This window comes from Sphingoaurantiacus capsulatus (assembly GCF_042648405.1).
Lineage (GTDB): Bacteria > Pseudomonadota > Alphaproteobacteria > Sphingomonadales > Sphingomonadaceae > Sphingoaurantiacus > Sphingoaurantiacus capsulatus.
Map to the genome: position 1 here is coordinate 1 of NZ_JBHRXV010000018.1, position 25552 is coordinate 25552.

Annotated in this window: 28 protein-coding genes and 1 tRNA gene; 11 read left to right on the plus strand and 18 right to left on the minus strand. The window is 67.9% G+C overall.

Annotated features, from left to right (window positions below; genetic code table 11):
- Positions 1–55 precede the first annotated feature (55 nt).
- From holA to ACFOMD_RS18140, 4 genes are read right to left on the minus strand one after another with little or no spacing between them, the layout of a single operon-like run.
- Positions 56–1069 carry a DNA polymerase III subunit delta gene (gene holA / locus ACFOMD_RS18125; RefSeq protein ID WP_380864160.1) on the minus strand — a complete coding sequence of 338 codons (1014 nt, stop codon included), beginning with the start codon at positions 1067–1069 and terminating at the stop codon, positions 56–58.
- Positions 1066–1584, minus strand: a complete 519-nt coding sequence (lptE, locus tag ACFOMD_RS18130) for an LPS assembly lipoprotein LptE (protein ID WP_380864162.1) — start codon at positions 1582–1584, stop codon at positions 1066–1068. The genes holA and lptE overlap by 4 nt, the downstream gene beginning before the upstream one ends.
- Positions 1581–4100, minus strand: coding sequence for a leucine--tRNA ligase (leuS, locus tag ACFOMD_RS18135; RefSeq protein ID WP_380864165.1), 2520 nt, complete (start codon positions 4098–4100; stop codon positions 1581–1583). Before leuS ends, lptE begins: the two co-directional genes overlap by 4 nt.
- 5 nt (positions 4101–4105) lie before the next feature.
- Positions 4106–4540: a DUF3576 domain-containing protein gene (locus ACFOMD_RS18140; RefSeq protein ID WP_380864168.1), complete on the minus strand. Its 435-nt coding sequence runs from the start codon at positions 4538–4540 to the stop codon at positions 4106–4108.
- 236 nt (positions 4541–4776) lie between these two features.
- Between ACFOMD_RS18140 and ACFOMD_RS18145 the strand changes: the two genes are divergently transcribed.
- The 4 genes from ACFOMD_RS18145 (at position 4777) to ACFOMD_RS18160 (ending at position 8517) form a co-directional block, all read left to right on the plus strand.
- The gene (locus ACFOMD_RS18145) at positions 4777–5520 is read left to right on the plus strand and encodes a hypothetical protein (RefSeq protein ID WP_380864171.1); all 744 of its coding nucleotides are present in this window, start codon (positions 4777–4779) and stop codon (positions 5518–5520) included.
- 127 nt (positions 5521–5647) lie between these two features.
- Positions 5648–6721: a type III polyketide synthase gene (locus ACFOMD_RS18150; protein WP_380864174.1), complete on the plus strand. Its 1074-nt coding sequence runs from the start codon at positions 5648–5650 to the stop codon at positions 6719–6721.
- A gap of 3 nt (positions 6722–6724) precedes the next feature.
- Entirely contained in the window at positions 6725–7435 is a 711-nt protein-coding gene (locus tag ACFOMD_RS18155) for a methyltransferase domain-containing protein (protein ID WP_380864177.1), read from the plus strand.
- The gene (locus ACFOMD_RS18160; RefSeq protein ID WP_380864180.1) at positions 7432–8517 is read left to right on the plus strand and encodes an NAD(P)/FAD-dependent oxidoreductase; all 1086 of its coding nucleotides are present in this window, start codon (positions 7432–7434) and stop codon (positions 8515–8517) included. Before ACFOMD_RS18155 ends, ACFOMD_RS18160 begins: the two co-directional genes overlap by 4 nt.
- On the opposite strand, the gene ACFOMD_RS18165 is transcribed toward ACFOMD_RS18160, so the two are convergent.
- Genes ACFOMD_RS18165 through modA form a run of 3 tightly spaced genes read right to left on the minus strand, consistent with a single transcriptional unit; the run spans position 8514 to position 10520 of the window.
- Complete coding sequence (locus ACFOMD_RS18165; RefSeq protein ID WP_380864183.1) at positions 8514–9113, minus strand: ATP-binding cassette domain-containing protein; 600 nt, start codon at positions 9111–9113, stop codon at positions 8514–8516. The two genes, ACFOMD_RS18160 and ACFOMD_RS18165, sit on opposite strands and share 4 nt — an antisense overlap.
- The gene (gene modB, locus ACFOMD_RS18170; RefSeq protein WP_380864185.1) at positions 9103–9786 is read right to left on the minus strand and encodes a molybdate ABC transporter permease subunit; all 684 of its coding nucleotides are present in this window, start codon (positions 9784–9786) and stop codon (positions 9103–9105) included. The genes ACFOMD_RS18165 and modB overlap by 11 nt, the downstream gene beginning before the upstream one ends.
- On the minus strand, positions 9783–10520 hold the full coding sequence (gene modA, locus ACFOMD_RS18175) for a molybdate ABC transporter substrate-binding protein (protein ID WP_380864188.1): 738 nt from the start codon (positions 10518–10520) through the stop codon (positions 9783–9785). The genes modB and modA overlap by 4 nt, the downstream gene beginning before the upstream one ends.
- A 167-nt stretch (positions 10521–10687) precedes the next feature.
- On the opposite strand from modA, the gene ACFOMD_RS18180 reads away from it, so the two are divergent.
- From ACFOMD_RS18180 to ACFOMD_RS18195, 4 genes are all read left to right on the plus strand, one after another.
- Entirely contained in the window at positions 10688–10972 is a 285-nt protein-coding gene (locus tag ACFOMD_RS18180) for a hypothetical protein (RefSeq protein ID WP_380864190.1), read from the plus strand.
- Positions 10973–11159: 187 nt separating this feature from the next.
- Positions 11160–11921 (plus strand): LuxR family transcriptional regulator, encoded by a 762-nt coding sequence (locus tag ACFOMD_RS18185; protein ID WP_380864192.1) that lies wholly within the window; start codon positions 11160–11162, stop codon positions 11919–11921.
- Positions 11922–12030: 109 nt separating this feature from the next.
- A complete protein-coding gene (locus ACFOMD_RS18190) occupies positions 12031–12663 on the plus strand; it encodes an acyl-homoserine-lactone synthase (RefSeq protein WP_380864195.1) in 633 nt (210 codons plus the stop codon).
- Between the two features lie 64 nt (positions 12664–12727).
- Positions 12728–13495 (plus strand): response regulator transcription factor, encoded by a 768-nt coding sequence (locus ACFOMD_RS18195; protein WP_380864198.1) that lies wholly within the window; start codon positions 12728–12730, stop codon positions 13493–13495.
- On the opposite strand, the gene ACFOMD_RS18200 is transcribed toward ACFOMD_RS18195, so the two are convergent.
- From ACFOMD_RS18200 to nth, 7 genes are all read right to left on the minus strand, one after another.
- A complete protein-coding gene (locus tag ACFOMD_RS18200) occupies positions 13473–14531 on the minus strand; it encodes a sensor histidine kinase (protein WP_380864200.1) in 1059 nt (352 codons plus the stop codon). The two genes, ACFOMD_RS18195 and ACFOMD_RS18200, sit on opposite strands and share 23 nt — an antisense overlap.
- On the minus strand, positions 14528–14959 hold the full coding sequence (locus tag ACFOMD_RS18205; RefSeq protein ID WP_380864203.1) for a response regulator: 432 nt from the start codon (positions 14957–14959) through the stop codon (positions 14528–14530). Before ACFOMD_RS18205 ends, ACFOMD_RS18200 begins: the two co-directional genes overlap by 4 nt.
- Complete coding sequence (locus tag ACFOMD_RS18210) at positions 14956–16458, minus strand: sensor histidine kinase (RefSeq protein ID WP_380864206.1); 1503 nt, start codon at positions 16456–16458, stop codon at positions 14956–14958. Before ACFOMD_RS18210 ends, ACFOMD_RS18205 begins: the two co-directional genes overlap by 4 nt.
- A 172-nt stretch (positions 16459–16630) precedes the next feature.
- A complete protein-coding gene (locus tag ACFOMD_RS18215; RefSeq protein WP_380864209.1) occupies positions 16631–17887 on the minus strand; it encodes a hypothetical protein in 1257 nt (418 codons plus the stop codon).
- A gap of 126 nt (positions 17888–18013) precedes the next feature.
- A tRNA-Arg gene (locus ACFOMD_RS18220) sits at positions 18014–18090 on the minus strand.
- 47 nt (positions 18091–18137) lie between these two features.
- The gene (locus ACFOMD_RS18225; RefSeq protein WP_380864211.1) at positions 18138–18542 is read right to left on the minus strand and encodes a hypothetical protein; all 405 of its coding nucleotides are present in this window, start codon (positions 18540–18542) and stop codon (positions 18138–18140) included.
- Between the two features lie 115 nt (positions 18543–18657).
- Positions 18658–19335, minus strand: coding sequence for an endonuclease III (gene nth / locus ACFOMD_RS18230; RefSeq protein ID WP_380864213.1), 678 nt, complete (start codon positions 19333–19335; stop codon positions 18658–18660).
- Positions 19336–19358: 23 nt separating this feature from the next.
- Between nth and ACFOMD_RS18235 the strand changes: the two genes are divergently transcribed.
- Entirely contained in the window at positions 19359–19829 is a 471-nt protein-coding gene (locus ACFOMD_RS18235; RefSeq protein WP_380864215.1) for a DUF2244 domain-containing protein, read from the plus strand.
- A 138-nt stretch (positions 19830–19967) separates the two neighbouring features.
- Here the strand turns inward: ACFOMD_RS18235 and dapB are convergent, their stop codons facing one another.
- Complete coding sequence (gene dapB, locus ACFOMD_RS18240) at positions 19968–20747, minus strand: 4-hydroxy-tetrahydrodipicolinate reductase (protein WP_380864218.1); 780 nt, start codon at positions 20745–20747, stop codon at positions 19968–19970.
- A 110-nt stretch (positions 20748–20857) separates the two neighbouring features.
- Between dapB and ACFOMD_RS18245 the strand changes: the two genes are divergently transcribed.
- Together ACFOMD_RS18245 and ACFOMD_RS18250 are read left to right on the plus strand one after the other, a co-directional pair.
- Positions 20858–22099: a dicarboxylate/amino acid:cation symporter gene (locus ACFOMD_RS18245; RefSeq protein ID WP_380864221.1), complete on the plus strand. Its 1242-nt coding sequence runs from the start codon at positions 20858–20860 to the stop codon at positions 22097–22099.
- On the plus strand, positions 22092–22796 hold the full coding sequence (locus ACFOMD_RS18250; RefSeq protein ID WP_380864224.1) for an NAD-dependent deacylase: 705 nt from the start codon (positions 22092–22094) through the stop codon (positions 22794–22796). Before ACFOMD_RS18245 ends, ACFOMD_RS18250 begins: the two co-directional genes overlap by 8 nt.
- 129 nt (positions 22797–22925) lie before the next feature.
- Here ACFOMD_RS18250 and ACFOMD_RS18255 read toward each other — a convergent pair whose 3' ends face one another.
- From ACFOMD_RS18255 to purH, 3 genes are read right to left on the minus strand one after another with little or no spacing between them, the layout of a single operon-like run.
- On the minus strand, positions 22926–23549 hold the full coding sequence (locus ACFOMD_RS18255; RefSeq protein ID WP_380864226.1) for a LysE family translocator: 624 nt from the start codon (positions 23547–23549) through the stop codon (positions 22926–22928).
- Positions 23542–23958, minus strand: a complete 417-nt coding sequence (locus ACFOMD_RS18260) for a GNAT family acetyltransferase (RefSeq protein WP_380864228.1) — start codon at positions 23956–23958, stop codon at positions 23542–23544. The genes ACFOMD_RS18255 and ACFOMD_RS18260 overlap by 8 nt, the downstream gene beginning before the upstream one ends.
- A complete protein-coding gene (gene purH, locus ACFOMD_RS18265; RefSeq protein ID WP_380864231.1) occupies positions 23955–25547 on the minus strand; it encodes a bifunctional phosphoribosylaminoimidazolecarboxamide formyltransferase/IMP cyclohydrolase in 1593 nt (530 codons plus the stop codon). The genes ACFOMD_RS18260 and purH overlap by 4 nt, the downstream gene beginning before the upstream one ends.
- Between the last annotated feature and the right edge of the window lie 5 nt (positions 25548–25552).

Sequence of the window (25552 nt, forward strand, 5' to 3'; positions counted from 1 at the left end):
GTGCGCCAACTATCTCGCCAACTCAGGGTATGCTTCCGTGTAGCGTCATCCCGCTCTAACGATTGCCCATCGCGGCGATCGCCAGCAGCGCCTGCGAGGCGAGCACGTCGCCGGCGGTGCCGCTCTTCTTGATGTCGCGCTCGGTGGCGAACAGCCGTTCGAGCGCATTGCGCAGCATCGGCTCGCGCCAGCGCTGAAGCTGCGTGGTGACGCGCTCCTTTTCCTTCCAGAATACCGGGGGCCGCGCGCCGTCGACCGCCGCCTGGGGGGACATCCCATTGTCGACGGTGGTGCGCAGATCGGCGAGCAGCCACAGCCGCCGCGCCACTGCGCGCAGTTGCGCAATGCCGGCGACGCCCTGCGCGGTGAGCTTGGTGAGCTGCTGGTCCGCCATCGCTGCCCGGCCGCCGGCGACGGCGTCGACGAGCGGGCCGAACTCGGCATCGTCGACGGCGGCGCCGACCTCGGCGAGATGCTCGACGGTCAGACGCTGCGGCGCCTCGGGCGTTGCGTCGACGTAGAGCGCCAGCTTCTCCAGCTCGCGACGGATCAGCCGGCGGTCGTTGTTGCAGGCGGCGGCGAGGCGCGGCGCCACCTCGCGCATCAGCTGCAGCCCCATCTCGCCGGCGACTTCCTCGAGATTGCGGCCGGCATCACGCGCATCGGCTTCGTAGCTGATCACGCCGGCGGCGTTGGGCGCATCTTCGATCAGCGCCAGCAGCTTCGAGCCCTTGCGCAGGTTCCCCGCGACGATCACCGCCGGATTGCCCGCGGCAGTGGCGCCGAGCAGCAGCGAGATCGCCTCGACGCTCTCGTCACCGGCGCCGTCCACCCGGATGACGCGCTTGTCGCCGAACATCGACACCGCGGCCGCCTCGTCGGGCAGACGGCCGGGATCTTCTTTCAACGTCGCGGGCGACAGTAAAATGATCTCACCGCCATAATGTTTGGCGAGTTTCCAGGCGAGATCAGCGGAAGCCGCCTCGTCGGCGCCGTGGAACAGGGTGACGCGAATGTCGGGGCCGATGCGCTCCGGGGCATAGCCCTTGTCGGCGCGCAGGCTCTTCATGGCGTCGGCTGCGCGGCCTGAAGCTCGGGCGTGGTGCGCGCGAGCAGCGCGAGACGGGTGCCGATCTGCTCGGCAAGATCGAGCGCCAGCCGCTCGAGCGCGCTGTTCTCGGCGGCGATCACCGAGAAATCGGACGAGCGCACCACATCGATACCCGCGTCGCTGCGCGCGGTGGCGTCAAGCAAGGTGCGGGTACCGTCTGCGCTGACCAGGCGATAGCGCGCGCGCAGGGTACGGCGCTCCCGCGTGATCGAATCGTCGCCGCGGATACCGAAGCCTTCGATATCGTCATCGAGCTCGACTTCGAGACGGTAGCGCGCGTTCGACACCTTGCCGCCGAGCCGATCCTGCAGCGCGCTGCGCATCAGGAAGCCGGCGCGATCGGGGATCGGCGCGACTTCGATGCTCGCCATCGCCTGCGCCGCCGCGCTGTTGGCGCCGCCCTGATAGACCGGCTGAAGCCCGCAGCCGGCGAGCAGCAGGGTCAGCAGCAAGAGGGCGCTTCGCGTGATCATGCGACGAGGTTCACTAGGCGGTCGGGCACCACGATCACCTTTCTCGGCGCCTTGCCTTCGAGCGCGCGCACGATCTTGTCGAGCGCCAGCACTTGCGCCTCGACGGCGTCGCTGGCGAGGCCCTTGGGCAGCTCGATGGTATCGCGCAGCTTGCCGTTGATCTGGATGGCGACGGTGACGCTGTCCTCGACGAGCAGCGCCGGATCGGCCTTCGGCCAGTCGGCGGTGGCGACGAGGCCGTCCTGCCCGAGGTGCGCCCAGGCTTCCTCGGCGAGGTGCGGCACCATCGGCGCGACCAGCTTGACCAGCGCCACCACCGCCTCGCGGCGGTCGGCCGATGGCGCGGCCTTCTCGATCGCGGTGGTCAGCTCGTAGAGGCGCGCGACCGCCTTGTTGAAGTGAAGCGCATCGATGTCGGCGGTGACGCCGGCGATGGTCTTGTGCAGCGAACGGCGCAGCGCGAGGTCTTCACCGCCGCTGTTGTCACCTTGCGCGCCATCGACGAGGCGCCAGACGCGCTGGACGAAGCGCCACGCGCCCTCGATGCCCGCTTCGGACCAAGCCAGATCGCGCTCGGGCGGCGAGTCGGATAGCATGAACCAGCGCACCGCGTCGGCGCCGTACTGGTCGAGGATCGGGGTCGGGTCGATGACGTTCTTCTTCGACTTCGACATCTTCTCGGTGCGGCCAACGGTGACCGGGCGGCCGGACGCGATCTCGACGACGCTCTCGCCCCTGCGCTGAACGGCGGCGGGCTCGATCCACACACCGTCGGCGTCTTTATAGGTCTCGTGCGTGACCATGCCCTGCGTGAACAAGCTGGCAAACGGCTCGGCGATGTCGAGCTGGCCGACGCGCTGCAGCGCGCGCGTCCAGAAGCGCGCATAGAGCAGGTGCAAAATCGCATGCTCGACGCCGCCGATATACTGCCCGACCGGCATCCAGCTTTCCGCGACCGCCTTGTCGAACGGCCTGTCCTGCGGCTGCGAGGCGAAGCGGATGAAATACCAGGACGAATCGGCGAAGGTGTCGAGCGTGTCGGTCTCGCGCACCGCCGGCTTGCCGCACGACGGGCAATCGACATGCTTCCAGGTCGGATGGCGGTCGAGCGGGTTGCCGGGTATGTCGAAGGTGACGTCCTGCGGCAGCACGACGGGGAGCTGGCTCTTCGGCACGCCCACCGGGCCGCAGCTCTCGCAATGGATCACCGGGATCGGCGTGCCCCAGTAACGCTGGCGCGACACGCCCCAATCGCGCAGGCGATAGACGGTGGTACCCTGGCCCCAGCCGCCGGCCTCGGCGCGGCGGATCACCTCCGACTTGGCGCCTTCGACATCAAGCCCGTCGAGGAAGTCGGAATTCACGACGCGGCCCGGGCCGGTATAGGCCTCATTGCCGGCGAAGACCGGATCGACCTCGTCGCCGCTGGCGACGACGCGCCGCACCGACAGGTCGTATTTGCGCGAGAAATCAAGGTCGCGCTGGTCATGTGCCGGCACGCCCATCACGGCGCCGGTGCCATAGTCCATCAGCACGAAGTTGGCGATGTAGACGGGCAGTGCCAGGCCGGTATCGAGCGGATGCGCGACGGTGAAGCCGGTGTCGAAGCCGAGCTTCTCGGTGGTGTCGAGCTCGGCCGCAGTGGTGCCGCCGAGCTTGCAGCGCTCGATGAAAGCGGCGGCCTCGGGCGAGGCGGCGGCGATCGATTGCGCGATCGGGTGATCGGCGGCGATCGCGACGAAGCTGGCGCCGAAGATGGTGTCGGGCCGCGTCGAATAGACCTCGATCGCCGCGGCGAAGGGCGCGTTCGGCGCGAAGCTGAAGCGCAGGCCCTGGCTCTTGCCGATCCAGTTCTCCTGCATCGTCCGGACCTTCTCCGGCCAGGAGTCGAGCGTCTTCAGCCCGTCGAGCAGATCCTCGGCGAAGGCGGTGATCTTCAGGAACCACTGGCTGAGCTTGCGGCGCTCGACCAGCGCGCCCGAGCGCCAGCCGCGGCCGTCGATCACCTGCTCGTTGGCGAGCACGGTCATGTCGACCGGGTCCCAGTTAACCGAGCTTTCCTTGCGATAGACGAGGCCCGCCTCGTAGAAATCGAGGAACAGCGCCTGCTCATGGCCATAATAGGCAGGGTCGCAGGTCGCCAGCTCGCGCGACCAGTCGATCGCGAAGCCGATGCCCTTCAGCTGGTCGCGCATCGAGGCGATGTTCGCCCAGGTCCAATCGCCGGGGTGGGTCTTCTTCTCGAAGGCGGCATTCTCGGCGGGCATGCCGAAGGCGTCCCAGCCCATCGGGTGCAGCACCTCGAACCCCTGCGCGCGGCGGGCGCGGGCGAGCACGTCGCCCATCGTGTAGTTGCGCACATGGCCCATGTGGATACGCCCCGATGGATAGGGAAACATCTCAAGCACATAGGCCTTGGGCTTCGGCGACGAATCATCGGCGCGGAAGGTGCCGCGCTCTTCCCACAGCCGCTGCCAGCGACCGTCGGCCGCTTTCGGATTAAACCTTGAATTCAAGAGGGTTACCCCTCGATGGCGGCGCGGCGGAGGTCCCGGGCCTTGGCGAGGATGGTTTCCTCGAGCTTCTGCACGGTGCCGGCGCGAACCGCCACGTCGAGCCAGGTGCCGCCACGGTTCTCCTGGCGAACCGCCGAAACGCGGATGGCGTCGGCACGCAGATCCTGGTCGAGGATGAACACGCTCACTTTGACGCGCTCGTTGGGCGCCTGCGGGTTGGCGTACCAGTCGGTGACGATAACGCCGCCGTTCGAATCCGTCTGCGCCATCGGCATGAAGGCCAGCGTCTCGAGCGCGGCGCGCCACAAATAGGCGTTGACGCCGATCTGGGCGACGCGCGAGGCGGCCACGTCGGCGCGGGCGCGCTCCTTACCGCCGCCACAGGCGGCGACGAGGCAGGCGGCGGCTGCCACGGCGATGATGCGGACCGTCTTCGTCACGTGTTCACTCTCCGGAAAAAGGCTCGACGGCGTTATAGGCGGCGCCGCCGCACAGCGCAAAGGCCGGATTCATGTGCGCTTCCGGCAACAGGTGCATCGATTCCGGCTATGCTTCGTTGGCGACTCATTACGGGGGTCTGTCGAATGTACCTGCGTATAGCTATAGGCTGAGTCCCAAGTGTCGTTATAAGGCGTGGTGCTAGTAGGGCACTGGGGCAAGGATTGAAGGACTAGGCGTGGCGGGCAAGCTCGCGACAGGATGGCTCGTAGCGGCGGCGCTGATTTCAGCGCCGGCGACGGCGTTTGCCAACCCGACGCCGGCCAAGACCAACGCCAGCGCCGTGTCGGTTCCCAAGGCGAAAAAGGCCAAGGTGAAGGTGGTTGCCGAGGCGACCGCCGCCGAGCGCCTGCGCGCCGGCTCGCTCGGTTCCTTCACCCCGTCGCTCGTCGATCCGGCACGCAGCGCGGCGATTCGCAGCCAGACGGTCGAGCGCTCGTTCCGCTTCACCCCGTCGGGCAAGTCGACCGACCGCAAGGCGCTGACGCTCGGCCTGACGTCGCGGGTGATGACCCCGGCGACGCGCACCGCGGTTGCCTCGATCGATGGCCTGACCCCGACCGGCTACAATCTCGGTGTTGCGGTCGGCTACGAAGGCTTCTCGCTTTCGGGCGGCTACAGTCGCCAGGAAAATGGCCTGCTCGGCGGCGAGCGTGAGGGCGTCGATCTCGGCCTCAGCTATCGCGGCAGCCGCTGGAAGGCGAGCCTGCAGGCCTCGGGCGAGCTGCCGTCGCACCTCGCCGGCGACATTTTGCCGCTCGACAAGCGCTACGCGGTCGAGCTGGGCGGCGCTTATGCGCTGACCCCGCGCCTCTCGCTGCAGGGCGGCATGCGCTATCAGCTGATCACCCCGCTCGATCCGCGCCTGACCAACGAGCGCGAGGACCCGTCGGTCTACGTCGGCACCTCGTTCCGCTTCTAGAGCGGGCATTTACTTAGCTGAATTCGGCGCGGCCTGCGCTTGGCGAGCAAACTTTCGCGCGTTTGCTTTGTTGGGAGGATAAGCGCAGCATCCGTCGCGCCGTCCCCTTCCGGCAAGGAGCAGCGCCTTGGTCGCGACCGCCCACCTCAACCGCATCGGCACCGCGGTACCCCCGCACGATATCCACCAAGCCTTCGTCGGGCTCGTCGAGAGCTTCATTCCCGAGCGGCGCGAGCAGATCCTGTTCAAGCGCATGGTCAGCCGCGCCGAGATCGACCACCGCTATTCGCATTTCGCGCCCGACCCCGACGTCGGCGGCGATACCGAGGGCTTCTACCGCGTCGGCCGCTTCCCCGGCACCGCGCCGCGCATGGCGCGCTACGAGCGGTTCGCGCCGCAACTGGCCTGCGAGGCGATCGACGCGCTCGGCGAGTTCGACCGCGCCGCGATCACCCATATCGTCGTCGCCTCCTGCACCGGCTTCATCGCGCCGGGGCTCGACCAGATGATCGTCAACAAAGCCGGGCTCGATCCGTCGGTCGAGCGCACCGTCGTTGGCTTCATGGGCTGCTATGCCGCGGTCAACTCGCTGCGGCTGGCGCATCATTTCGTCCGCTCCGACCCCGCGGCGCGCGTGCTCGTCGTCAATCTCGAGCTGTGCACCCTGCATTTCCAGCAAACGCCCGAGCTCGAGAAGCTGCTGTCGATGCTGCTGTTCGGCGACGGCGCCTCGGCGGCGCTGGTCACCGCCGAGGCCGAAGGCCTGGCGCTGATCGACTTCAAGCCGGTAACCATCGAGGAGAGCGCCGAGGCGATCACCTGGCGGATCGGGGACAGCGGCTTCGACATGCATCTGTCGGGTGAGGTGCCGCAGCGGATCGGGAATGCGCTGAAGGGCGAGCTGCAACGCAACGACGCCGGCGGCATCCTGCGCGGCCGGCGGGCCGACGAGTACGACACTTTCGCCGTCCATGCCGGTGGGCGCACCATCCTCGACGCGGTCGAACAGGGGTTCGAGCTGAGCAAGGACACGCTGCGCTGGTCGCGCGGCGTGCTGCGCGACTTCGGCAACATGAGTTCGGCGACCCTGATGTTCGTGCTCGATCGAATCATCCGGGCCGGCGAGGGCGGTAAGGGGCTCGGCATGGCGTTCGGGCCCGGGCTCGCCGCCGAAACCTTCCGCTTCGAACGCGCGAGCTAGCGATTGCCCGACCTGCGCACGCGCAGCTTCGCCGCCGAATGGATGGACGATCCGGCGGTCGACGAGGCGACGTTTGCCGCGTGCCTGATCGATCTCGCCGCGGTGAACGGCTGGACCCTCGCGCGGCCGCCTACCTTGCGCTGGCTGGCGCAGGCGACGCGCGACTGGCCGCGCGCGCGGCGTTTCACCCTGGTCGACGTCGGCTACGGGCAGGGCGACATGCTGCGCCATATCCACCGCTGGGCGACACGGCGCGGGCTGGTGCCCGAACTGATCGGCGTCGACCTCAGCCCGTGGAGCGAAACCTCGGCGCGGGAGGCGACGCCGGCGGAGATGGCGATCGACTATCGCACCGGCGATGTGTTCGAAGTGGCGTTCGACCGGCCAGTGGACTTCGTGATCAGCTCGCTGGTCGCGCATCATTTGGACGACGACCAGCTTATCGCCTTCCTGCGCTGGATGGAGGCGACGGCGGCAAAGGGCTGGTTCGTCAACGATCTGCACCGCCACGCCATCGCCTATCACGGCTTCCGCGCGCTCAGCAGCGTGATGCGCTGGCACCCCTTTGTGCGCCATGACGGGCCGCTGTCGGTGGCGCGCGCCTTTCGCCGCGACGATTGGGAGCGGCTGATTGCCGGCGCGGGGCTCGACCGGGCGACGATCGAGCTGCGCTGGCATGTGCCGTTCCGGCTCTGCGTGGGCCGGCTGCGGTGAGCGTCGTTGTGGTCGGTGGCGGGCCGGCTGGCGCGACCGCCGCCTGGCACCTCGCCCGCGCCGGGCGCGAAGTGCGCGTGCTGGAACGCGAAACCGAACCGCGCGACCGCATCTGTGGGGAATTCCTCAGCGTCGAGGCGCAGGCGCACCTCGCCGAGATCGGGCTCGACCCGGCGTCGTTCGGCGCGCCGGCGATCGAGCGGCTGCGACTGGTGCATGACGCGCAGGTGGCGGAAGCGCCGCTGCCGTTCCGCGCCTATGGGCTGACCCGCCGGGCGATGGACGAAGCGCTGCTGGTGCGCGTTGCGGCGGCGGGCGCGACGGTCGAGCGTGGCGTCATGGTGCGCGAGATCGGCGGCCGGCAGCTCGCCACCGATGCCGGCGAAGTGGCGGCGGAAACGCTCGTGCTGGCGAGCGGCAAGCACGATGTGCGCGGCGCCAAGCGTGTTTCACGTGGAACGGTCACCGATCTGATCGGCTTCAAAAGCTACTTCCGCCTCGCCGAGGATCAGAGGGCGGCGCTGGCCGGGCATATCGAAGTCATGCTGTTCGACGGCGGCTATGCCGGGCTGCAGCTCGTCGACGGCGGCAAGGCCAATCTCTGCCTGTTGGTCGAGCAGCGGCGCTTCGCCCGCGTTGGAAGCTGGCCGCCTTTGCTGGCGATGCTGACGGATGGCTGCCGCCATCTCGCCGAGCGGCTGGCGGGAGCGACCGAGCTGCTGGAACGGCCGCTGACCATCTCGGGCATCCCCTATGGCTATCGATATCGGCCTCACCGGAACGACGACGATCGTTTCTATCGTGTCGGTGACCAGTGCGCCGTCATTCCGTCCTTCGCCGGCGACGGCATGGCGATGGCGATGCACGGCGGCCGCGCCGCGGCGCAGGCGATCCTGCGGGGTGAGGGCGCGCGCGCCTATCACGCGGCGCGGCACGCCGAATTCGCGCGGCAGGTGACCCTGGCGCAGGCGCTGTACCGGCTCGGAAGGCCGGGGTTGCTGCAGCCGGCGCTGGTGGCGGCGGTGGCGCGCTGGCCGGGGCTGGCGACGCGGCTCGCGAGTTGGACGCGGGTGCCGGGCTAAAGATCGAAGCGTTCGGCGCCGAGCGCGTCGATCTCGGCGGCGTCATGGGTGACGTAGAGCATCGGCAGGCCGGTCTCGTCGCGCAGCCGCCGGATCAGGCCGAGGATCTCGTCGCGGCGGGGACGGTCGAGGTGCGACAGCGGCTCGTCGAACAGCAGCACGCGCGGATCGGCGAGCAGCGCGCGGCCGATCGCGACGCGCTGCGCCTCGCCGCCCGACAGGGTCGCGGGCCAGCGGTCGAGCAGATGCGCGATGCCGAGCAGGTCGAGCACGGGGGCGAGATCGGCATCGGCGCGGCCGTAGCGCAGGTTGGCGCGCACGCTCAGGTGCGGAAATAACCGCCTGTCTTGAAACACATAGCCGACTCGCCGTTTGTCGGGCGGCAGGTCGATGCCGGGGGCCGAATCGAACAGCGTTTCGCTGGCGATGACGATGCGGCCGGCGTCGGGGCGCAGTAGCCCGGCGACCATGTTGAGCAGGCTGGTCTTGCCGCTGCCCGATGGTGCGAACAGCGCGGCGATCGGCGCGTCGGTGCGGATGGCGACATCGAGCGCCAGCTCGCCGATGCGCTTGCTGACCGCGATCTCAAAGCGCATCGGCGATCCGATGGCGGGTGGCGCGGCGGACCAGCGCTTCGGAGACGAGCAATGCGCCCAGCGACAGGATGATCGACAGGATGGCGAGGCGCACCACCTGCGACTCGCTGCCGGGCACTTGGAGAAGGCCGTAAATGGCGAGCGGCAAGGTCTGCGTCTCGCCGGGGATACTGGAGACGAAGGTGATGGTGGCGCCGAATTCGCCCATTGCCTTGGCGAAACCGAGCACTGCGCCGGCGAGGACGCCGGGCAGCGACAGCGGCAGGGTGACGGTGGCGAAGGCGCGCCACGGCGAGGCGCCGAGGCTGCGTGCGGCGCCGACCAGCCGCCGGTCGACGCCCTCGATGGCGAGGCGCATTGCGCGCACCATCAGCGGCAGTGCCATCAGCGCGGCGGCCACCGCAGCGCCGGTCCAGCGAAACATCACCGCCTCGCCAAGAAAGCTCAGCGGCCCGTCCCGCCCGAAGGCGATGAGCAGCAGATAGCCGATGACGACGGGCGGCAGCACCAGCGGCAGGTGGACGACAGCATCGAGCAGGATGCGCCCGGGAAAGCGGCGGCGCGCGAGCAGCCAGGCGAGCGCATAGGCGACGGGCAGCGTCAGCAGCATCGCGACCAGCCCGACCTTGAGGCTGAGCAGCAGCGCGGTCGTCTCGGCCGCCGTCAGGCTCATGGCCGGCGGAAGCCTTGCGCATCGAGGATGGCCCGCGCCTGCCTCGAGCTGAGGAAAGTGAGGAAAGCACGCGCCTCGGCTTCGGCGCCTTTGGTCAGCAGCGCCGGATAGACGATCGGCGGGTGCGTCGCGGCGGGGAAGGTGGCGGCGACCGCGACCTTGCCGCTCGCCTTCGCATCGGTCGCATAGACGATGCCGGCGGCAAGGTCGCCGCGCTCGACGAAGGCCAGCGCCGCGCGGACATTCTCGGCGCGCGCCAACCGCGGTTCGGCCTTCGCCCAGCCGCCGAGCCCGGTCAGCGCCGCCTTGGCATAGCGACCGACGGGCACCGCGTCGGGGTCACCGGTGGTCCAGCGGCCATCGGGACCGGTGAGTGCGCTCAGGTCGAAGCCGGGCGCGATCTTCACCGTGCGCGCCCGATCGCGCGGCACGACGATGACGAGCCGGTTGCCGGCGATCAGTCGACGGCTGTTCTTCACCGTCAGCCCGCGCTTGGCCAGATAGTCGGTCCACTCGGTGTCGGCGGAGACGAACACGCCGGGCGCAGCACCACGCTCGATCTGGCGGGCGAGCGCCGAGGAAGCGGCGAGCACCAGCACCGGTCGCGGCTTGCCGGTCGCGGCATAGGCATCGGCGATGGCGGTGATCGCCTCGGTCAGGCTTGAGGCGGCGTAGATGCGTGCGGGGTCACGCGCTGCCGCCGGCGAGCCGGCGAGCAGAAGCAGGGGCAGCAAAAGGCGGAGGACGAGATGCATCCATTTCCTATGCGTCGCGTTCGATTGAGGGTCCAGCGCGGCGGATTGAACCGTTTCGGGTTCGGCGCGTTGTTCTCCTTTGGCGCGGAGGTCGTTTCTTGCGTGACGCCGCTGCCTGATCGAATTCGCAAGGGAGGAAATCTCACGTGAAAACTCTTCATACCCTGCTCGCGGTCGCGAGCCTCAGTGTTCTCGCGGCGTGCGGTGGCCAGGGTGACGACGCGGCCGGCGATGCCGTCGCCGATGCGGCGGATGCCCAGGCGGACGCGATCGACCAGCAGGCCGATGTCGCTGACGCGGCCGGTGACGAAGTGACCGCCGAGTCGCTCGAAGCGCAGGCCGACGCCACCCGTGAGGCCGGCGAGGCCCAGGAAGAGGCGATCGACGAGGCCGACGTGAAGGTCGACCCCGCCATGCCGCCGGCTCAGTAAGAATCCTCTCTTTTCCTGACCAACTCAGGGCGCTCCCGGCCGGGGGCGCCCTCTTCATTTGATCGGCATTTTATTGCGCCTGCGGCATGAGCGCCGCAATCTTTGCATCGACCTTGCGGTCAAGCTGTGACACACAGGGTGAGGAACCGGTGTCAGATAGCGGCTGAAACCGGGACGGGGACGTATCATGAGTATCCTGGCGGACGTGCAGACGTTCGTGCGCGCCGTGCGCGACGCGCCGGACCTCGGGTCGATATCGACCCTGATGGACGATGCCGCGCGCGAATTCGGATTCGACCATTACGGCCTGACCCATGTCGAGCGCACCGGCGTCAACGCCCCACCGGTCTATCTGTCCAATTTCCCCGCCGACTGGCTCGACGCCGTCGCCAATTCGCAGCTTTACGTGCACGATCCGGTGCTGGTCGCCAGCGAACGCAGCGCGCGTGCGTTCGAATGGGAGGATGTGCCGGCGATCCTGCGGCGGCTGACGCCCAAGCAGAAGAACTACATGGAGGCGGCGAAGCGCGCCGGCCTTGCCGAGGGCTTCACGGTACCGCTGCACATCCCCGGCGAGGCGTCGGGGGTCTGCTCCTTCGTCACACGCGGCACGCGGCCGCTGCCCAAGGCATCGCTGCCGGCGGCGCAATATGTCAGCTGCTTCGCCTTTGAGGCGGTGCGCGGTCTCGTCGTCGCCTCACCTGCCGTCTCGGTGCCGACCGCCAGCGACCTGCCGCGGCTGACCACGCGCCAGCTCGACTGCCTGATCCTCGTCGCGCGCGGCAAGACCGACTGGGTGGCGGGGCAGTTGCTGGGATTGAGCCCCGAAACGGTGCGCATGCACATCGACAACGCCAAGGAACGCTTCGGCGTCACCTCGCGCGCGCAACTGATGATCCGCGCGCTGTTCTACGGCCAGCTGAGCTTCGCCGACGCGATGGCGCACTAGCCCCGCCGACGCGACTGTTCGCAACGACTACCCCGTTTTCGGGGTATATCTCGCCAGCGTACGATCGACCAAAACTCCCTGCGAAAGCTCCATTTCGCAGGGAAGTTCGATGGTCAACGTCATTACCCGGCACAATCGCGACCGCTACCAGCCGCTGGTCGAAGCGATGCATGTCGATCGCAAGCGCATCTTCGTCGACTGGCTGAAATGGGACGTGCCGGTGGTCGAGGACCGGTTCGAGATGGACCAGTTCGACACCGAGGACGCGGTCTATCTGGTGATCGCCGACCCGGAGACGGGCAAGCATATGGGATCGGTGCGGCTGCTGCCGTCGACGGTGCCGCATCTGCTGAGCGACGTGTTCCCCGAATTGGTCGAGGGCGAGGTGCCGCGCGCCGATGACGTGTGGGAGATCACCCGCATGTGCACCACCCCCGACATCGCGCGGAGCTGGACGCAGGTGCAGGTGTGGCGGCAGCTCGCGGTCGCGCTCGTCGAATTCGGGCTGATGGCGGGCATCCGCCAGTACACGCTGATCACCCACATGCCGTTCGTGCCGACTCTGATCTCGGCCAAGTGGAACTGCACGCCGCTCGGCCTGCCGGTCGAGATGGACGGTGTCGACGTGGCGGCGCTGGCGGTCGACGTCGATGCGCCGACCCTCGCCCGCATGCGCGCCGCCTTCGGTCCCAAACATTCGCTGCTGCAGCTCGATGACCAGTCCCTGCCGCTTGCCGCTTGAGCCGCTCGCTCTCCGCCCCCGCGAGAGGCCGACCACCTCCCGCGGCGGCGGGGGTGCCACGCCCGTGCCGATCCGGCCGGGCGTGGCGTCCGGCGCGCGCGTGTCGAAGGCGGGCCCGCAAGAGGCGCGCGGCCGGGTGATCATCGTCGACGACGATCATGGTGTGCGCGATGCGACACGGCTGCTGCTCGACACCGCGGGCTATGAGGTGATCGCCTATGATAGCGGTGAGAGCTTCCTAGCTTCGCCGCATGCGCAGACCGAAGGCTGCCTGCTGCTCGACGTGCGGCTGCCGGGCGTCGGCGGGCTCGAGGTGCAGCAGATCCTGCGCCGCGTCGGCTCGCCGCTCGCGGTGGTGATCCTCACGGGTTACGCCGACATTCCGACCAGCGTCGCCGCGATGCGCGCCGGCGCGGTCGACTTCATCGAGAAGCCCTACCAGCCCGACAAGCTGCTCGAGGCGATCGACGCCGCGCTGGCGGCGCAGCGCCGCGCGCCGGGACAGCGGGCGCCGCAGGCGGTGGCCGGGCAGCTCGTCGAGGGGTTGAGCAAGCGCCAGCTGCAGGTGCTCGAAGGGCTGGTGGCGGGCCTCTCCAATAAAACGATCGCGCGTCAGCTCGATCTCAGCCCGCGCACCATCGAGATGCATCGCGCCGACATGATGGACCGGCTGGGCGCCGAAAGTCTGTCGGATGCGCTGCGCGTCGCCTATGATGCCGGTCTCGCGTGCGATCGCCGGGCAATGGAGAGTCCGGGGCAGACCGGCGGGCGCCGGGCGAGCGATCCGCCGGTGGTGGAAGACGCCGCGTTCAGCCGCGAAACGTCAGGCTGACGCGGGTACCAGCGGCGTCGGGATCGTAGCGGACGGGCGCGCGGAGCGTTGCCGCCATCGCGTTGATGATCTTCGAGCCGAGGCCGCTGCCCTTCACCTCGCCCTTGCCGGTCCAGCCGACGCCGTCGTCCTCGACGACCAGCGTGACCTGCTCTGCGTCGGCACGCGACAGCTTCACGCGCACCTCGCCCTCCTCGCCCGCCGGATAGGCATATTTGAAGGCGTTGGTGACCAATTCGGTGACGATGACGCCCAGCGAGACGGCGCGGTCGGTGCCGATGGCGATCGGCTCGACGTCGAGCCGCAGCCGCCAGCGGCCCTCGTCGGCCATCGCGCCCGACAGCTCCTCGACGAGGCTGGTCAGATAAGCGTCCATCTCGACCTGGCGGATATCGTCCGAATTGTAGAGGCGGCGGTGAACGCCGGCGATGGCGCTGATCCGGCTCTGCGTCTCGCGCAACGCATCGCGCGCGGCCCGGTCGGACAGCGCATTGGCCTGGAGGTGGACGAGCGAGCTGACCAGGGCGAGGCTGTTGGCGACGCGGTGGTTGACCTCGCGCAGCAGCATCTCGGCGCGGTCCTTCGCCTCAATGACCTCGCGCTCGGCAGCGGCCTTCTGACGCTGCAGGTCGACGGCGGCGCGCGCCTGCTCGACCGCCGAGACCAGCAGCTCGAGGAACGAGCCGCCGACGTCCTTCACCACATAGTCGAAGGCACCGGCCTTCAGCGCGGCGACGGCGACCCGCCCCTCGTCGGTGCCGGTGACGTAGACGACCGGCGGCGGCTCAGCCAGCCGGCGGATCTCCGCGAGCGTCGCGAGGCCGTCCTTGCCGGGCATATAATGGTCGAGCGCGACGACGTCGAAGCCGCCTTCCGCAAGCTTCGCCAGCCCGGCGTCGGCGCCGTCGGCCAGCGTCACGTCGATGTCGCGGCGGCGCAGCGTCTTTTCGACAAGCCGGCCCAGCGATGCGTCGTCGTCGATATAGAGCACCCGCGTGCCCGGCGGGCTGGCCGAGATCGCGGGCGCCTCTGTCACAGATCGTTCTCGGGCACCTGCATCACAGACAGGAACAGGCCCAGCTGGCGGATCGCATTGGCGAAATTGTCATAATCGACCGGCTTGGTGATGTAGACGTTGGCGCCGAGATCGTAGCAGCGCTGGATCTCGCGCTGATCGTCGGTGGTGGTGAGCACGATCACCGGCGAGCGCTTCAGCTTCTCGTCGGCCTTGATCTTGGCGAGGATGTCGACGCCGCTCATGTCGGGCAGGTTCAGGTCGAGCAGGATCAGCACCGGCCCGCCGGCGCGCGTGTCGGGGGCGAACAGGTGCGCCAGCGCGGTGGTGCCGTCGGCGAAATGGCTGATGTCGTTGCAGACGCCGGCGCGGCGCACGTTCTTTTCGATGAGGCGCGCGTGGCCGGCATCGTCCTCGATCATTACGATCGTCACTGGCTTGTGGTTCATTCCGATCCCCCTTTGACGGTAAGCGCCTTCGGCAGCGTGATGATGAAGGTCGCGCCGACGCCCAGCTCGCTCTCCACATTAATCGTTCCGCCCAGCCGGCGCACCAGCGCGCGAACATGCGCAAGGCCGATGCCTTCGCCGGGCCGATCCTGCGCGCCGGAACGGCGGAACAGGTCGAACACCCGATCGAAATCCGCCGCCGCGATGCCGCGGCCGTTGTCGGCGATGGCATATTCGTTGACGGCGCCACGATCAACGCCGGTGACCCGGATCTGCCCGGGGCGCGACGCGTCGAGATATTTGACGGCGTTCTCGACGACGTTGCCGAATATCTGTTCGAGCGCCAGCCGGTCGCTCACCACCTCGGGGAGCGCCGCGACCTGGACGTCGACGCCCGCCGACTGGTGCTGGATGGCGCGCACGGCGTTCTCGACGAGCGCGGTCATCTCGATGCGTTCGGGGGTCAGCACCCGGCCGCCGGCGCGCGAAATCTTGAGGATGGCGTTGATCAGCCGGTCCATCTTCGACGTCGAGGCGCTGATGAAGCCGATCGCTTCGGGCAGGTCTTCCTCGACCGCGAGGCGGGCGGCCGGTGTGTCGAGCGCCGGATTGGCGGCGACGGCGCTGGTGTGGAAGGTCTGAATCTCGCTGCGCACCGCGTTCAGCTCGCTGGTGAAGCCCATGATGTTGACCAGCGGCGCGCGCAGATCGTGGCTGACGATATAGGCGTAGCGCTGGATCTCCTCGTTCGCCGCCGTCAGGTCGGCGGTACGCTCGGCGACGCGCTTTTCGAGCCCGGTGTTGAGTTGCTGCAGCTCGGCGCCGGCGACTTCGAGCGCGGTCGTGTAGCGGCGCACCGAGCGAAAGGCGAGGATTGCCATGGTGAGGATCAACGTCAGACCGAGCAGCGTAACGCCGAGCAGCGCGTAGGCGCCGTAGCTCGCCTGTTTTGACCGCTCATCGAGCAGCCGCGCCTCGACGGTCAGGATGACGTCGAGGCGGCGGCGGATATCGTCCATCGCCGCCTTGCCGCGGTTGGTGCGGACCAGCGCGACGGCGTCCAAGGTGCGGTCGGCCCGGGTGAGCGCGACCAGTTCCTTCAGGTCCACCAGGCGTGCGGCGATCAGCGGCTCCAGGTCGCGAAGCCGCTGCTGCTGGGCCGCGTTGTCGGTGGTCAATCCGCGGATCGCTTCAAAATTCTCTTCCGCCGCGCGAAGGCCGTTCTCGTAGGTCTGCAGGTAGACGTCGCCGCCGACCAGCAGATAGCCGCGCTGCGCCGTCTCCGCCTGCTGCAGTGCGTTCAACAACCCGGTCGTACGCGTCTGCACCTCGAAGGTGTGAACCACCCACTCATTCTGTGCGCGGCTGGTCAGCACCAGCCAGACGGTGGCGATGCCGACCAGCAGCAGCACGAGGAAGCCGGCGATCAGCGGCAACTGGCCGCGCGGACCAAGCAGGTTCGCGACGCTGGTGGGCTGGGCTGGCGGGGGGCTTGCCATGCGCGGGCGATAGGTCACTGAAAATGCGTCGCCGTCAAGCAGATGGCGGACAAAGCACCATCGCGCGGGCAGATCGTCAGGCCGGGCTAACCACGCCTAGGACGCTCTACTCGGCCTTGTGGTTGTTCCTGATCGTAAGTGTCCGACCGTATCCGCCCTTGATCCCGCCCTGTCATCTATCCAAGGCGAGCGACACGCCTTGCCGTCCATCGCCGACTTGAAAGCTCTTCAGTCTGGAAAGCTTGCCAAAGAAGGTTGTGGCAGCCGGCTGGCCCAGAGCGGCGATCAATAGCGCTTGGCCGATCCGCATGAATCGCTCCTCTGCTTCTTCTGGTGAGCTAGGCTGATTTACATTCAGCTTTAGCTTCAATTCTGTAGCTGCGAACTCCGTACCATTCACATAGTAAGCGAGATTATTCGGCAGCCCGCCTTGGCCGACCTCAAGATATGACGAGCTTGCAAACCATTCATCTTCAAATGAGCGATGATAATATCGGGTTGGGAGGCCTGCATCCTCGAGAAAATCTTTCGCCGCATAAGGCGACCAGCCGTCTTCGTGTGGTACGGCAGGTGGATTGGCTTCTCGCTTTGCAAGCATTTTTATCTCGGCGAAAGACTGGCGCAGGCTTTCCTCATCGGTAGCGTCAAAGCGTGCGTTGGACTGCTTCCAGCGCTGCAAGCCCCCTATGTCCCAACCGAATGTGCAGAAAGACTGCCATTTTGCGCGCGCGCGCAAATGCTCATCAGGAATAGACCAAGGAAGCAGCGTAAAGACGCGTTCGTAAACCGAGTAGAGAACGACCAAGTACAAAAATGGCAGGAAGGCGAGTGTCAGTAAAATTGGGATGCCAAACTCCCGCAGCGTTTTCAACTTTGCAAAGTCTTCGGCGTCATGGAATGTGCGATAAAAGCTGTAGCCGAGATAGCCTAGGCCAATGATTGTAAGAAGGCCGCTTAAGAAGCGTTCAGCGGCCCTATGATCGGCATTCGATGCCGCCATAATTTTCATGAGGCCTAAGACGGTGATGATTGGCACCGCCACCAATTCGACCAGCAGGCTGAATGAGTAGAATTCTACGACAAATGTTAGAGCGCCGGTTATTGCCAACGCCTCGCGAATAGCCTTCGCAAAGAAGGTGCGGTCCTCGCTAGCGCGATTGATATCTAGCAATGCCGCGAAAGCGAAAGAGATGGACCACAAGGCTGTTGTTTTAAGATTGCCCCACGTCCAAATGCCAACGTGCTCAAGCGCCACGACTATGAGGACTATGTACCCGGCGGAGAGTGCTAAGGTGCCGAGAATGGCGGGCTGACAGAAGGCGCGGGCCAGCCCGCCAAATGACTTTCGCACCGGCGCTTTGGTTGCCGCCCAGCCAAGGATGGCCCCTAGCCAGATATAGCTGGCGATCTCGCGGTTGCTGAACTCCATGCAGGAACAAAACATGAAAGCGGACGCTAGTCCAGCAACCTGAACCGCCTGAAAATGATTCGAATGCCGACACCGCCCGTGTCGCGCGTCGGCCATCTTTGGATGGGCAGGGGTATTAGGAGAAAGTGGCGCACCCGAGAGGATTCGAACCTCTGGCCTCTGCCTTCGGAGGGCAGCGCTCTATCCAGCTGAGCTACGGGTGCCTTGAGCCTGTGCGCCGCTTAACAAAGCGGACGCGTGCGCGCCAGCCCTAGTTGGTTGCGGCAGGCGCCGGCGGGGCGGCGGTGAAGCCGCCGAGGCCGCAGGAGGCGCCGGTGCGCGGGCCGCCGGCGGTGTGGATGACCGTGATGATGTCCGAGGTGCACAGCCGCTGGATCGAGGTCGAATAGGTAAAGGCCTTCTCGGCGCCGAGGCCGGGGCAGGCGTTGGGAAGGCTGTTCCTGAGCACGCTGCCGTCGCGCAGGTGGAAGTCGACGATGCGGTCGCTGACCACGCGCGCCTCGGCGATGCGCGCGAGGTCGACGCAGTTGCGCGAGGCGGCGGGCGCCTGCGCGGCCGGCTTCGGCGCGGCGGGTGGGGCCTTGGCGGTGGGCGCGCAGGAAGCGGCAAGACCGAGGGTCAGCAGGGCGGCAGTCGAGGCAAGGCTGAAACGCATGCGGACGCTCCGGTAACGCTAAAGGTGTGACGGAGCCGACTGTGCCGGGGGAGGATACGCAACGCAACAGAGCTACTGAACGCCCTGTTCTATTGCGCCACGCCTGAACCCGATCTTAACCCGGATTAACGTTTTTGGGTTCGAAGCGGCAGATGTCGATCACCGGGCAGCGCCAGCAGTGCGGCTTGCGCGCCATGCAGGTGTAGCGGCCGTGCAGGATCAGCAGATGATGCGCCGGGTGGCGGTAGGGCTTGGGGATCACCGCGATCAGCACGTCCTCGACCTGCCGCACGTCCTTGCCCGGCGCGAGGCCGGTGCGGTTGCAGACGCGGAAAATATGTGTGTCGACCGCGCAGGTGTCGTGGCCGAAGGCGATGTTGAGCACGACATTGGCGGTCTTGCGCCCGACGCCGGGCAGCGCCTCCAGCGCCTCGCGGTTGTCGGGCACCTGCCCGCCGTGCAGCTGGATCAGCGCTTCGGACAGCGCGATGACGTTCTTCGCCTTGGTGTTGAACAGGCCGATGGTCTTGATGTGCTCGCGCAACCGCTCCTCGCCGAGGTCGATCATCGCCTGCGGGTTCAGAACCTCCTCGAACAGCTTTCGCGTGGCGCGGTTGACGCCGGCGTCGGTGGCCTGCGCCGACAGCACCACCGCGACGAGCAGCGTGTAGGCGTTGCTGTACTCGAGATCGCTCTTCGGATCGGGAATCGCCTCGGTCAGCCGGGCGAAGAAATCCTCGATCTCGTCTTTCGACAGGCGGGAACGCGGACGTCTTGCGCGGGTTGGCGGCATATCGGATGAACTAGCGCAGCCCCATGACCGCCGCACCCTATTTCGACCTGGTCCTGACGCCGAACCGCTCGCTTGACCGCCGGCATGCGCGCTGGATCGTGCTCGGCGTCGGCGCGATCATGGGCCTGATGGCGCTTCGCATGCTGTGGCTGGGCGCCTGGCCGGTGGTGCCGTTCCTCATCCTCGACGTGGCATTAGTGGTCTGGGCGTTCCGCGCCAGCTACCGTTCGGGCCGCGGCTTCGAGACGCTGCGGCTCGATGCCGACGACCTGGTGGTGCGCCGCACCTCGCCCGAGGGGCACGAGCGGCGCATCCGGCTGGAGCCGCTGTGGACGCGGGCGACGCTCGAACGGCTGGCGATGAAGCAGAACCGTCTGTGGCTGGTGGCGCGCGATACCCGCGTGTCGGTCGGGCGTTTCCTGTCGCCGGCCGAGCGCGAGGCGATCTACGAGGTGATCGCCGACGGGCTGGAACGGTTCAGGCGCCGGGGATAGGCCCGCTCATCACCCTCAGCCGTCATTCCCGCGAAGGCGGGAATCCATCCCGATACATATAGCGCCCGCGAAAGCGGGCAGGTTTCTGCTGCTGGACTGGATCCCCGCCTTCGCGGGGATGACGATGAAGAGCGGGGCTTAGAGCCCCAGCACATCCCGCATCGAATAGCGCCCCGGTTTCTTCCCCGCGAGCCAGGCGGCGGCCTTGATGGCGCCGCGCGCAAAGATCTCGCGTGTCTCGGCGCGGTGGCCGAGTTCGATGCGTTCGCCGTCGGCGGCGAGGATGACCAGATGATCGCCGGCGACCGAGCCGCCGCGCAACGACGCGAAACCGATGTCGCCCGCCTTGCGTGCGCCGGTGATACCGTCGCGGCCGCGCGCCGATCGCTTCTTCAGGTCGACGCCGCGGCCCTTCGCCGCCGCCTCGCCGAGCAGCAGTCCGGTGCCCGAGGGCGCGTCGACCTTGTGGCGGTGGTGCATCTCGACGATCTCGATGTCCCATTCGTCGCCGAGCTTCGCCGCGGCCTGCTCGACGAGCGCGGCGACCAGATTGACGCCGAGGCTGGTGTTGCCGGTCTGCAGCACGGCGACGTCGCCCGCCGCCGCGTCGATCAGCTTGTGATGCTTCGCCTCGAGGCCGGTGGTGCCGATGACGATCGGCGTCTTCGCCTCGATCGCCGCCTCGAGATTGCCGGCGAGCGCGGCGGGTGTGGTGAAATCGATGAGCACCTTGCAGGCATGCGCCAGCGCCAGTGGGTTGCTGCAGACGATCAACCCGTCCTTCAGCTTGGTGCCGACGATCGAATGTCCCGCGCGCTCGACCGCGCCGCCGAGCGACAGGCCGTCGGCGTCGTTAAGCTCCGCGATGATCGCCTGCCCCATGCGCCCGCCCGCGCCCAGCACGCCTACTTTCACCATTGCGGCTCCCCTTGTTCGTGACGCTCTCATGGCAGAGTTCGGCGGGTGTGGCATCAATTCTTGCCAAGGGAGGCTGGACTCTCTCTGATGACCGCCGGGGGAGTTCACCGATGATAAAAAAGGGACGCGCGGCTCTGGCGCGGATGCCGGCGCCGGGCTGGATGATGCTGGCGCTGGTCGCCGGCTTCACGGCGGGGACGCTGGTCGGCGACGAGCCGGCGGCGCTGACCGTCGCGGGGCTGGTCGGCGGCGTCTGGCTCGATGCGCTGCGCATGACGATCGTGCCGCTGGTGTTCGCGCTGGTGGTGACCGGTGTGGCGGGCCTTCGGCTCGGCGCGCAGGGTGAGGCGACCCGGCTCGGGCAGCGGTTGCCGGTGGTGCTGGCGGCGCTGCTGGTGATGTCGGCGGTGATCGGTGCGATCGTCGCGCCGCTGCTGATCGGCTTTTTCACCCTCGCGCCCGAGAGCCTGACCGCGCTGCGCACCATGTTCCCGGCGACGCCGCCACCGCCCGCGACCGGCGCGGTGGAGGCGGTGCGCGCGCTGATCCCGACCAATGTCGTCGCCTCGGCCGCGGCGGGGGCGATCGTGCCGCTCGTGCTGTTCGCGCTGGTGCTCGGGCTGGCGCTCGGCAAGGTCGAGGCGGAACGCGCCCGCGCGCTGCTGCAGCCGCTGCACGGCCTTGCCGATGCGATGGTCGTCGTCGTCGGCTGGGTTCTGCGCGTCGCGCCGATCGGCATCGCCGCGCTCGCCTTCACCGTCGGCGCGACGGCGGGGGTGACGCTGATCGCGATGCTCGGCCAGTATCTCGCCGCGTCGCTGACGCTATCCCTGCTGATGATCGGCATCGGCTACCTCATCGCTCGCGTCGCCGGCGGCATCCCGGTCGGGCGCTTCGTTCGCGCCGCCGCGCCGGCGCAGGCGGTGGCGGCGGGCACGCAATCGTCGCTCGCCAGCCTGCCGGCGATGCTGCTGAGCGCCAAGGCGATGGGCATCGAGGAGCGCGACGCCTCGGTCGCGCTGCCGGTCGCGGTGGCGGTTTTCAAGATCACCGCGCCCTGCAACACGCTGCTGATGGCGCTGACCATCGCCTGGATGGCGGGGATCGATGTGACGCCGGGGCAGGTGATGCTGGCGATCCCGCTCGCGATCCTGTCGAGCCTGATGATCCTCAGCCTGCCCGGCGCGATCAGCTTCTATGCCGGCACGGCGCCGACCATCATCGCGCTCGGCGCACCGATCGAACTGCTGCCGATCCTGATGGCGGTGGATGTGATCCCCGACATGTTCCGGACGATCGCCAACGTCACCTACGACCTCGTCGCGACGGCGGTGGCGGCGCGCCATGACTAGGCGGCGCCGCATCGTCATTCTGACCGGCGCTGGCATTTCCGCTGAGTCCGGTGTGCCCACCTTCCGGGGGCCCGACGGGTTGTGGGAGGGACACCGCGTCGAGGATGTCGCGACGCCCGAAGCGTTCGCGCGCGATCCGGTACTGGTGCAGCGTTTCTATGATGCACGGCGGGCGGCGCTGGCGAAGGTGGCGCCCAATGCAGCGCATGACGCGCTGGCACGGCTGGATCGCGACTTCGACGGCGAGCTTCTGATCGTCACGCAGAATGTCGATGACCTGCACGAGCGCGCCGGGGCGACGCGGCTGCTGCATATGCATGGCGAGCTGAAGCGGGCGCTGTGCCGGGGGTGCGGGGAGTCGCATGTGTGGGAAGGGACGCTGATCGACGATCCGGCCTGCCCGGGCTGCGGGGCGAAGAAGCTCAGGCCCGATATCGTCTGGTTCGGCGAGATGCCCTATGAGATGGACCGGATCGAGCGGGCGCTGGCGAAGGCCGATCTGTTCGTGTCGATCGGCACCTCGGGCGCGGTCTATCCGGCGGCGGGTTATGTGCAGGCGGCGCGCTATCACGGCGCCGACACGCTGGAGATCAATCTGGAGCCCTCGGCGGGCACCGGCTGGTTCGCCGAGGCGCGGCACGGGCCGGCGGGGACGCTGGTGCCGACGTGGGTGGATGAGGTTTTGGGAGCGCGCTGACGGTTGAGCTGCGTCCCCTCCCCTTGCAGGGGAGGGACAGGGTGGGGTCGACGATTGGGCGACCCGCCTCGGCTTCCAGACGTACCGTCGACCCCGCCCCAACCCTCCCCTGAGAGGGGAGGGAGCAAGTCAGCGTTTGCTGAACGCGAGTTGCAGCGCGAGACCGGCCATCGCGGTGCCGGCGAGCCAGCGGGCGGCGCGGACGAGCGAGGGGCGGTCGCGGAATGACGCCGCGGCGCGGGCGGCGGCGAGGGCGACGATAGCGTTCACGACGGTGCCGCTGAGGTTGAACGACAGGCCGAGCCACAGGATGGCGAAACTGGCGTCGCCGCTGCCGGCGTAGATGAACTGCGGCAGGAAGGCGAGGAAGAACAGGCCGACCTTGGGGTTGAGCACATTCACCAGCGTTGCCGAGCGGAAGGCCTGCGCGGCGGTGAGCGCGGGAGCGGCGGTCGCCTCGGCGAACGCGGGGGCGCGGAACAAGCCCCACGCCATGTAGAGCAGATAGGCGGCGCCGAGCCATTTGAGGACAGCGAAAGCTTCTGCCGAGGCGGCGATCAGCGCGGACAGGCCGATGACGGCGGCGGCGATATGGACGAAGCAGCCCGCGGCGATGCCCAGTGCCGCGGCGAGGCCGACCCGAACTCCGCCCCGTGCGGCGGACGTGGCGACGAAGGTCATGTCGGCGCCGGGCACGATGTTGAGCGCGAGGCTCGCCAGCGCGAAGGCGAGGAAGCCGGCGAGGTCAGGCATCGAGGAATTTCTGCAGCACGATCACGTCGCTGCGGTCATAGCCGATCGCCTCGTAGAAGCCGGTCGCCACCGCATTGTCGCCGCGCACCATCAGGTTGAGCTTGGGGACGCCTTGTCCGCGCAGCCAGTCCTCGGCGGCGCGCATCATCACCGCGCCGTGGCCGCCGCGCTGCAAGGTCGGGTCGACGGCGAGATAATAGACCCAGCCGCGATGGCCGTCGAAGCCGACCATCACCGTGGCGGCCAGCTTGCCGTCGATCCTCCCGGCGAGGATCGTCGAGGTCGGCGTATCGAAGGCGAACTTCAGATCGGCGTGCGGGTCATTCCACGGCCGGGTGAGGCCGCAGGCCTGCCACAGCGCGACCGCGGCATCGGCCTCCTGCGGCTCAAGCGCGCCGATCGCGATCAATGGCGGAAGTGCCGCATGCCGGTGAAGATCATCGCGAGGCCGGCGGCGTCGGCGGCGGCTATGACTTCCTCGTCGCGGATCGAGCCGCCCGGCTGGATGACCGCCGTCGCGCCCGCCTCGACCGCGGCCAGCAGGCCGTCAGCGAAGGGGAAGAAGGCGTCGGAGGCGACTGCCGAGCCGATGGTGCGCGGGGTGGCCCAGCCGGCCTTGTCGGCGGCGTCCTTCGCCTTCCACGCGGCGATGCGCGCGCTTTCCAGCCGGTTCATCTGGCCGGCGCCGACGCCGGCGGTCGCGCCGTCCTTGGCGTAGACGATGGCGTTCGACTTCACATGCTTGGCGACCGTCCAGGCGAAGCGGCAGTCGATCAGCTCCTGCGCGGTCGGCTGGCGCTTCGTCACCACCTTCAGGTCGAGCCCGTCGAGGCGGCCGTTGTCGCGCGACTGGACCAGCCAGCCGCCGGTGATCGACTTGGCGGTAAGGCCGGGGCGCGACGGGTCGGGCAGGCCGCCGGTGAGCAGCAGACGGAGGTTCTTCTTCGCCGCGAACAGCGCCAGCGCTTCCTCGTCGGCGTCGGGCGCGACGACGACCTCGGTGAAGATACCGGTGATCGCCTTCGCGGTGGCGCCGTCGAGGGTGCGGTTGAGGGCGATAATGCCGCCGAATGCCGAGACGGTGTCGCAGGCGAAGGCGGCGTCATAGGCCTCGGCCAGCGTTGCCGCCGAAGCGACGCCGCACGGGTTGGCGTGCTTGACGATGACGACGGTCGGCTCGGCGTCGCGGAACTCGCTGACGAGATCGAGCGCGGCATCGGCGTCGTTGTAATTATTGTAGCTGAGTTCCTTGCCCTGCACCTGCCGCGCCTGGCCGATGCCCTGCGCCGCGGGGCCGACCGGCGCGTAGAAACTCGCCGACTGATGCGGGTTCTCGCCGTAGCGCAGCGACTGGCCGCGCTTCAGCGACAGGTTGAGGCTCTCGGGGAAGCCCTCGCCCTGGTCGGCAAAGGCGAACCAGCTGGCGATGGTCGAATCATAGGCGGCGGTATGCGCGAACGCCTTGGCGGCCAGCCGCTTGCGCAACGTGAGTGACGTCATGCCGTCGCTGCCGTCGAGCTCGGCGATCAGCGGGGCATAGTCCATGACGTCGGTGACGATGGCGACAAAGCCGTGGTTTTTTGCCGCCGATCGCACCATCGACGGGCCGCCGATGTCGATATTCTCGATCACCTCGTCGCGCTCGGCGCCGCGGGCGACCGTCTGCGCGAACGGGTAGAGGTTCACGACGACAAGATCGATCGGGCCGATGCCATGCTCGGTCATTGCGGCGACATGTTCCGGGTGGTCGCGCAGCGCCAGCAGGCCGCCGTGGATCATCGGGTGCAGGGTCTTCACCCGGCCGTCCATCATCTCGGGGAAGCCGGTGTGGTCGGACACGTCCTTCACGACATGGCCGAGGTCGCGCAGATGCTTGGCGGTGCCGCCGGTCGACAGGATCTCGACGCCGTGGCGGTCGAGCGCCTGCGCCAGATCGGCGAGCCCGGTCTTGTCCGACACCGAAATCAGCGCGCGCGTAACCTTGACCGCATCCGGCATTTCAT

What these genes read in the sequence shown, in the direction of transcription:
- holA (WP_380864160.1), bottom strand. Translation starts at nt 1,069, where the DNA reads ATGAAGAGCCTGCGCGCCGACAAGGGCTATGCCCCGGAGCGCATCGGC.
- lptE (WP_380864162.1), bottom strand. Translation starts at nt 1,584, where the DNA reads ATGATCACGCGAAGCGCCCTCTTGCTGCTGACCCTGCTGCTCGCCGGC.
- ACFOMD_RS18165 (WP_380864183.1), bottom strand. Translation starts at nt 9,113, where the DNA reads ATGCGCTTTGAGATCGCGGTCAGCAAGCGCATCGGCGAGCTGGCGCTC.
- modB (WP_380864185.1), bottom strand. Translation starts at nt 9,786, where the DNA reads ATGAGCCTGACGGCGGCCGAGACGACCGCGCTGCTGCTCAGCCTCAAG.
- ACFOMD_RS18185 (WP_380864192.1), top strand. Translation starts at nt 11,160, where the DNA reads ATGAGTATCCTGGCGGACGTGCAGACGTTCGTGCGCGCCGTGCGCGAC.
- ACFOMD_RS18190 (WP_380864195.1), top strand. Translation starts at nt 12,031, where the DNA reads ATGGTCAACGTCATTACCCGGCACAATCGCGACCGCTACCAGCCGCTG.
- ACFOMD_RS18205 (WP_380864203.1), bottom strand. Translation starts at nt 14,959, where the DNA reads ATGAACCACAAGCCAGTGACGATCGTAATGATCGAGGACGATGCCGGC.
- ACFOMD_RS18210 (WP_380864206.1), bottom strand. Translation starts at nt 16,458, where the DNA reads ATGGCAAGCCCCCCGCCAGCCCAGCCCACCAGCGTCGCGAACCTGCTT.
- ACFOMD_RS18215 (WP_380864209.1), bottom strand. Translation starts at nt 17,887, where the DNA reads ATGGAGTTCAGCAACCGCGAGATCGCCAGCTATATCTGGCTAGGGGCC.
- ACFOMD_RS18225 (WP_380864211.1), bottom strand. Translation starts at nt 18,542, where the DNA reads ATGCGTTTCAGCCTTGCCTCGACTGCCGCCCTGCTGACCCTCGGTCTT.
- nth (WP_380864213.1), bottom strand. Translation starts at nt 19,335, where the DNA reads ATGCCGCCAACCCGCGCAAGACGTCCGCGTTCCCGCCTGTCGAAAGAC.
- ACFOMD_RS18235 (WP_380864215.1), top strand. Translation starts at nt 19,359, where the DNA reads ATGACCGCCGCACCCTATTTCGACCTGGTCCTGACGCCGAACCGCTCG.
- dapB (WP_380864218.1), bottom strand. Translation starts at nt 20,747, where the DNA reads ATGGTGAAAGTAGGCGTGCTGGGCGCGGGCGGGCGCATGGGGCAGGCG.
- ACFOMD_RS18245 (WP_380864221.1), top strand. Translation starts at nt 20,858, where the DNA reads ATGATAAAAAAGGGACGCGCGGCTCTGGCGCGGATGCCGGCGCCGGGC.
- ACFOMD_RS18250 (WP_380864224.1), top strand. Translation starts at nt 22,092, where the DNA reads ATGACTAGGCGGCGCCGCATCGTCATTCTGACCGGCGCTGGCATTTCC.
- ACFOMD_RS18255 (WP_380864226.1), bottom strand. Translation starts at nt 23,549, where the DNA reads ATGCCTGACCTCGCCGGCTTCCTCGCCTTCGCGCTGGCGAGCCTCGCG.
- purH (WP_380864231.1), bottom strand. Translation starts at nt 25,547, where the DNA reads ATGCCGGATGCGGTCAAGGTTACGCGCGCGCTGATTTCGGTGTCGGAC.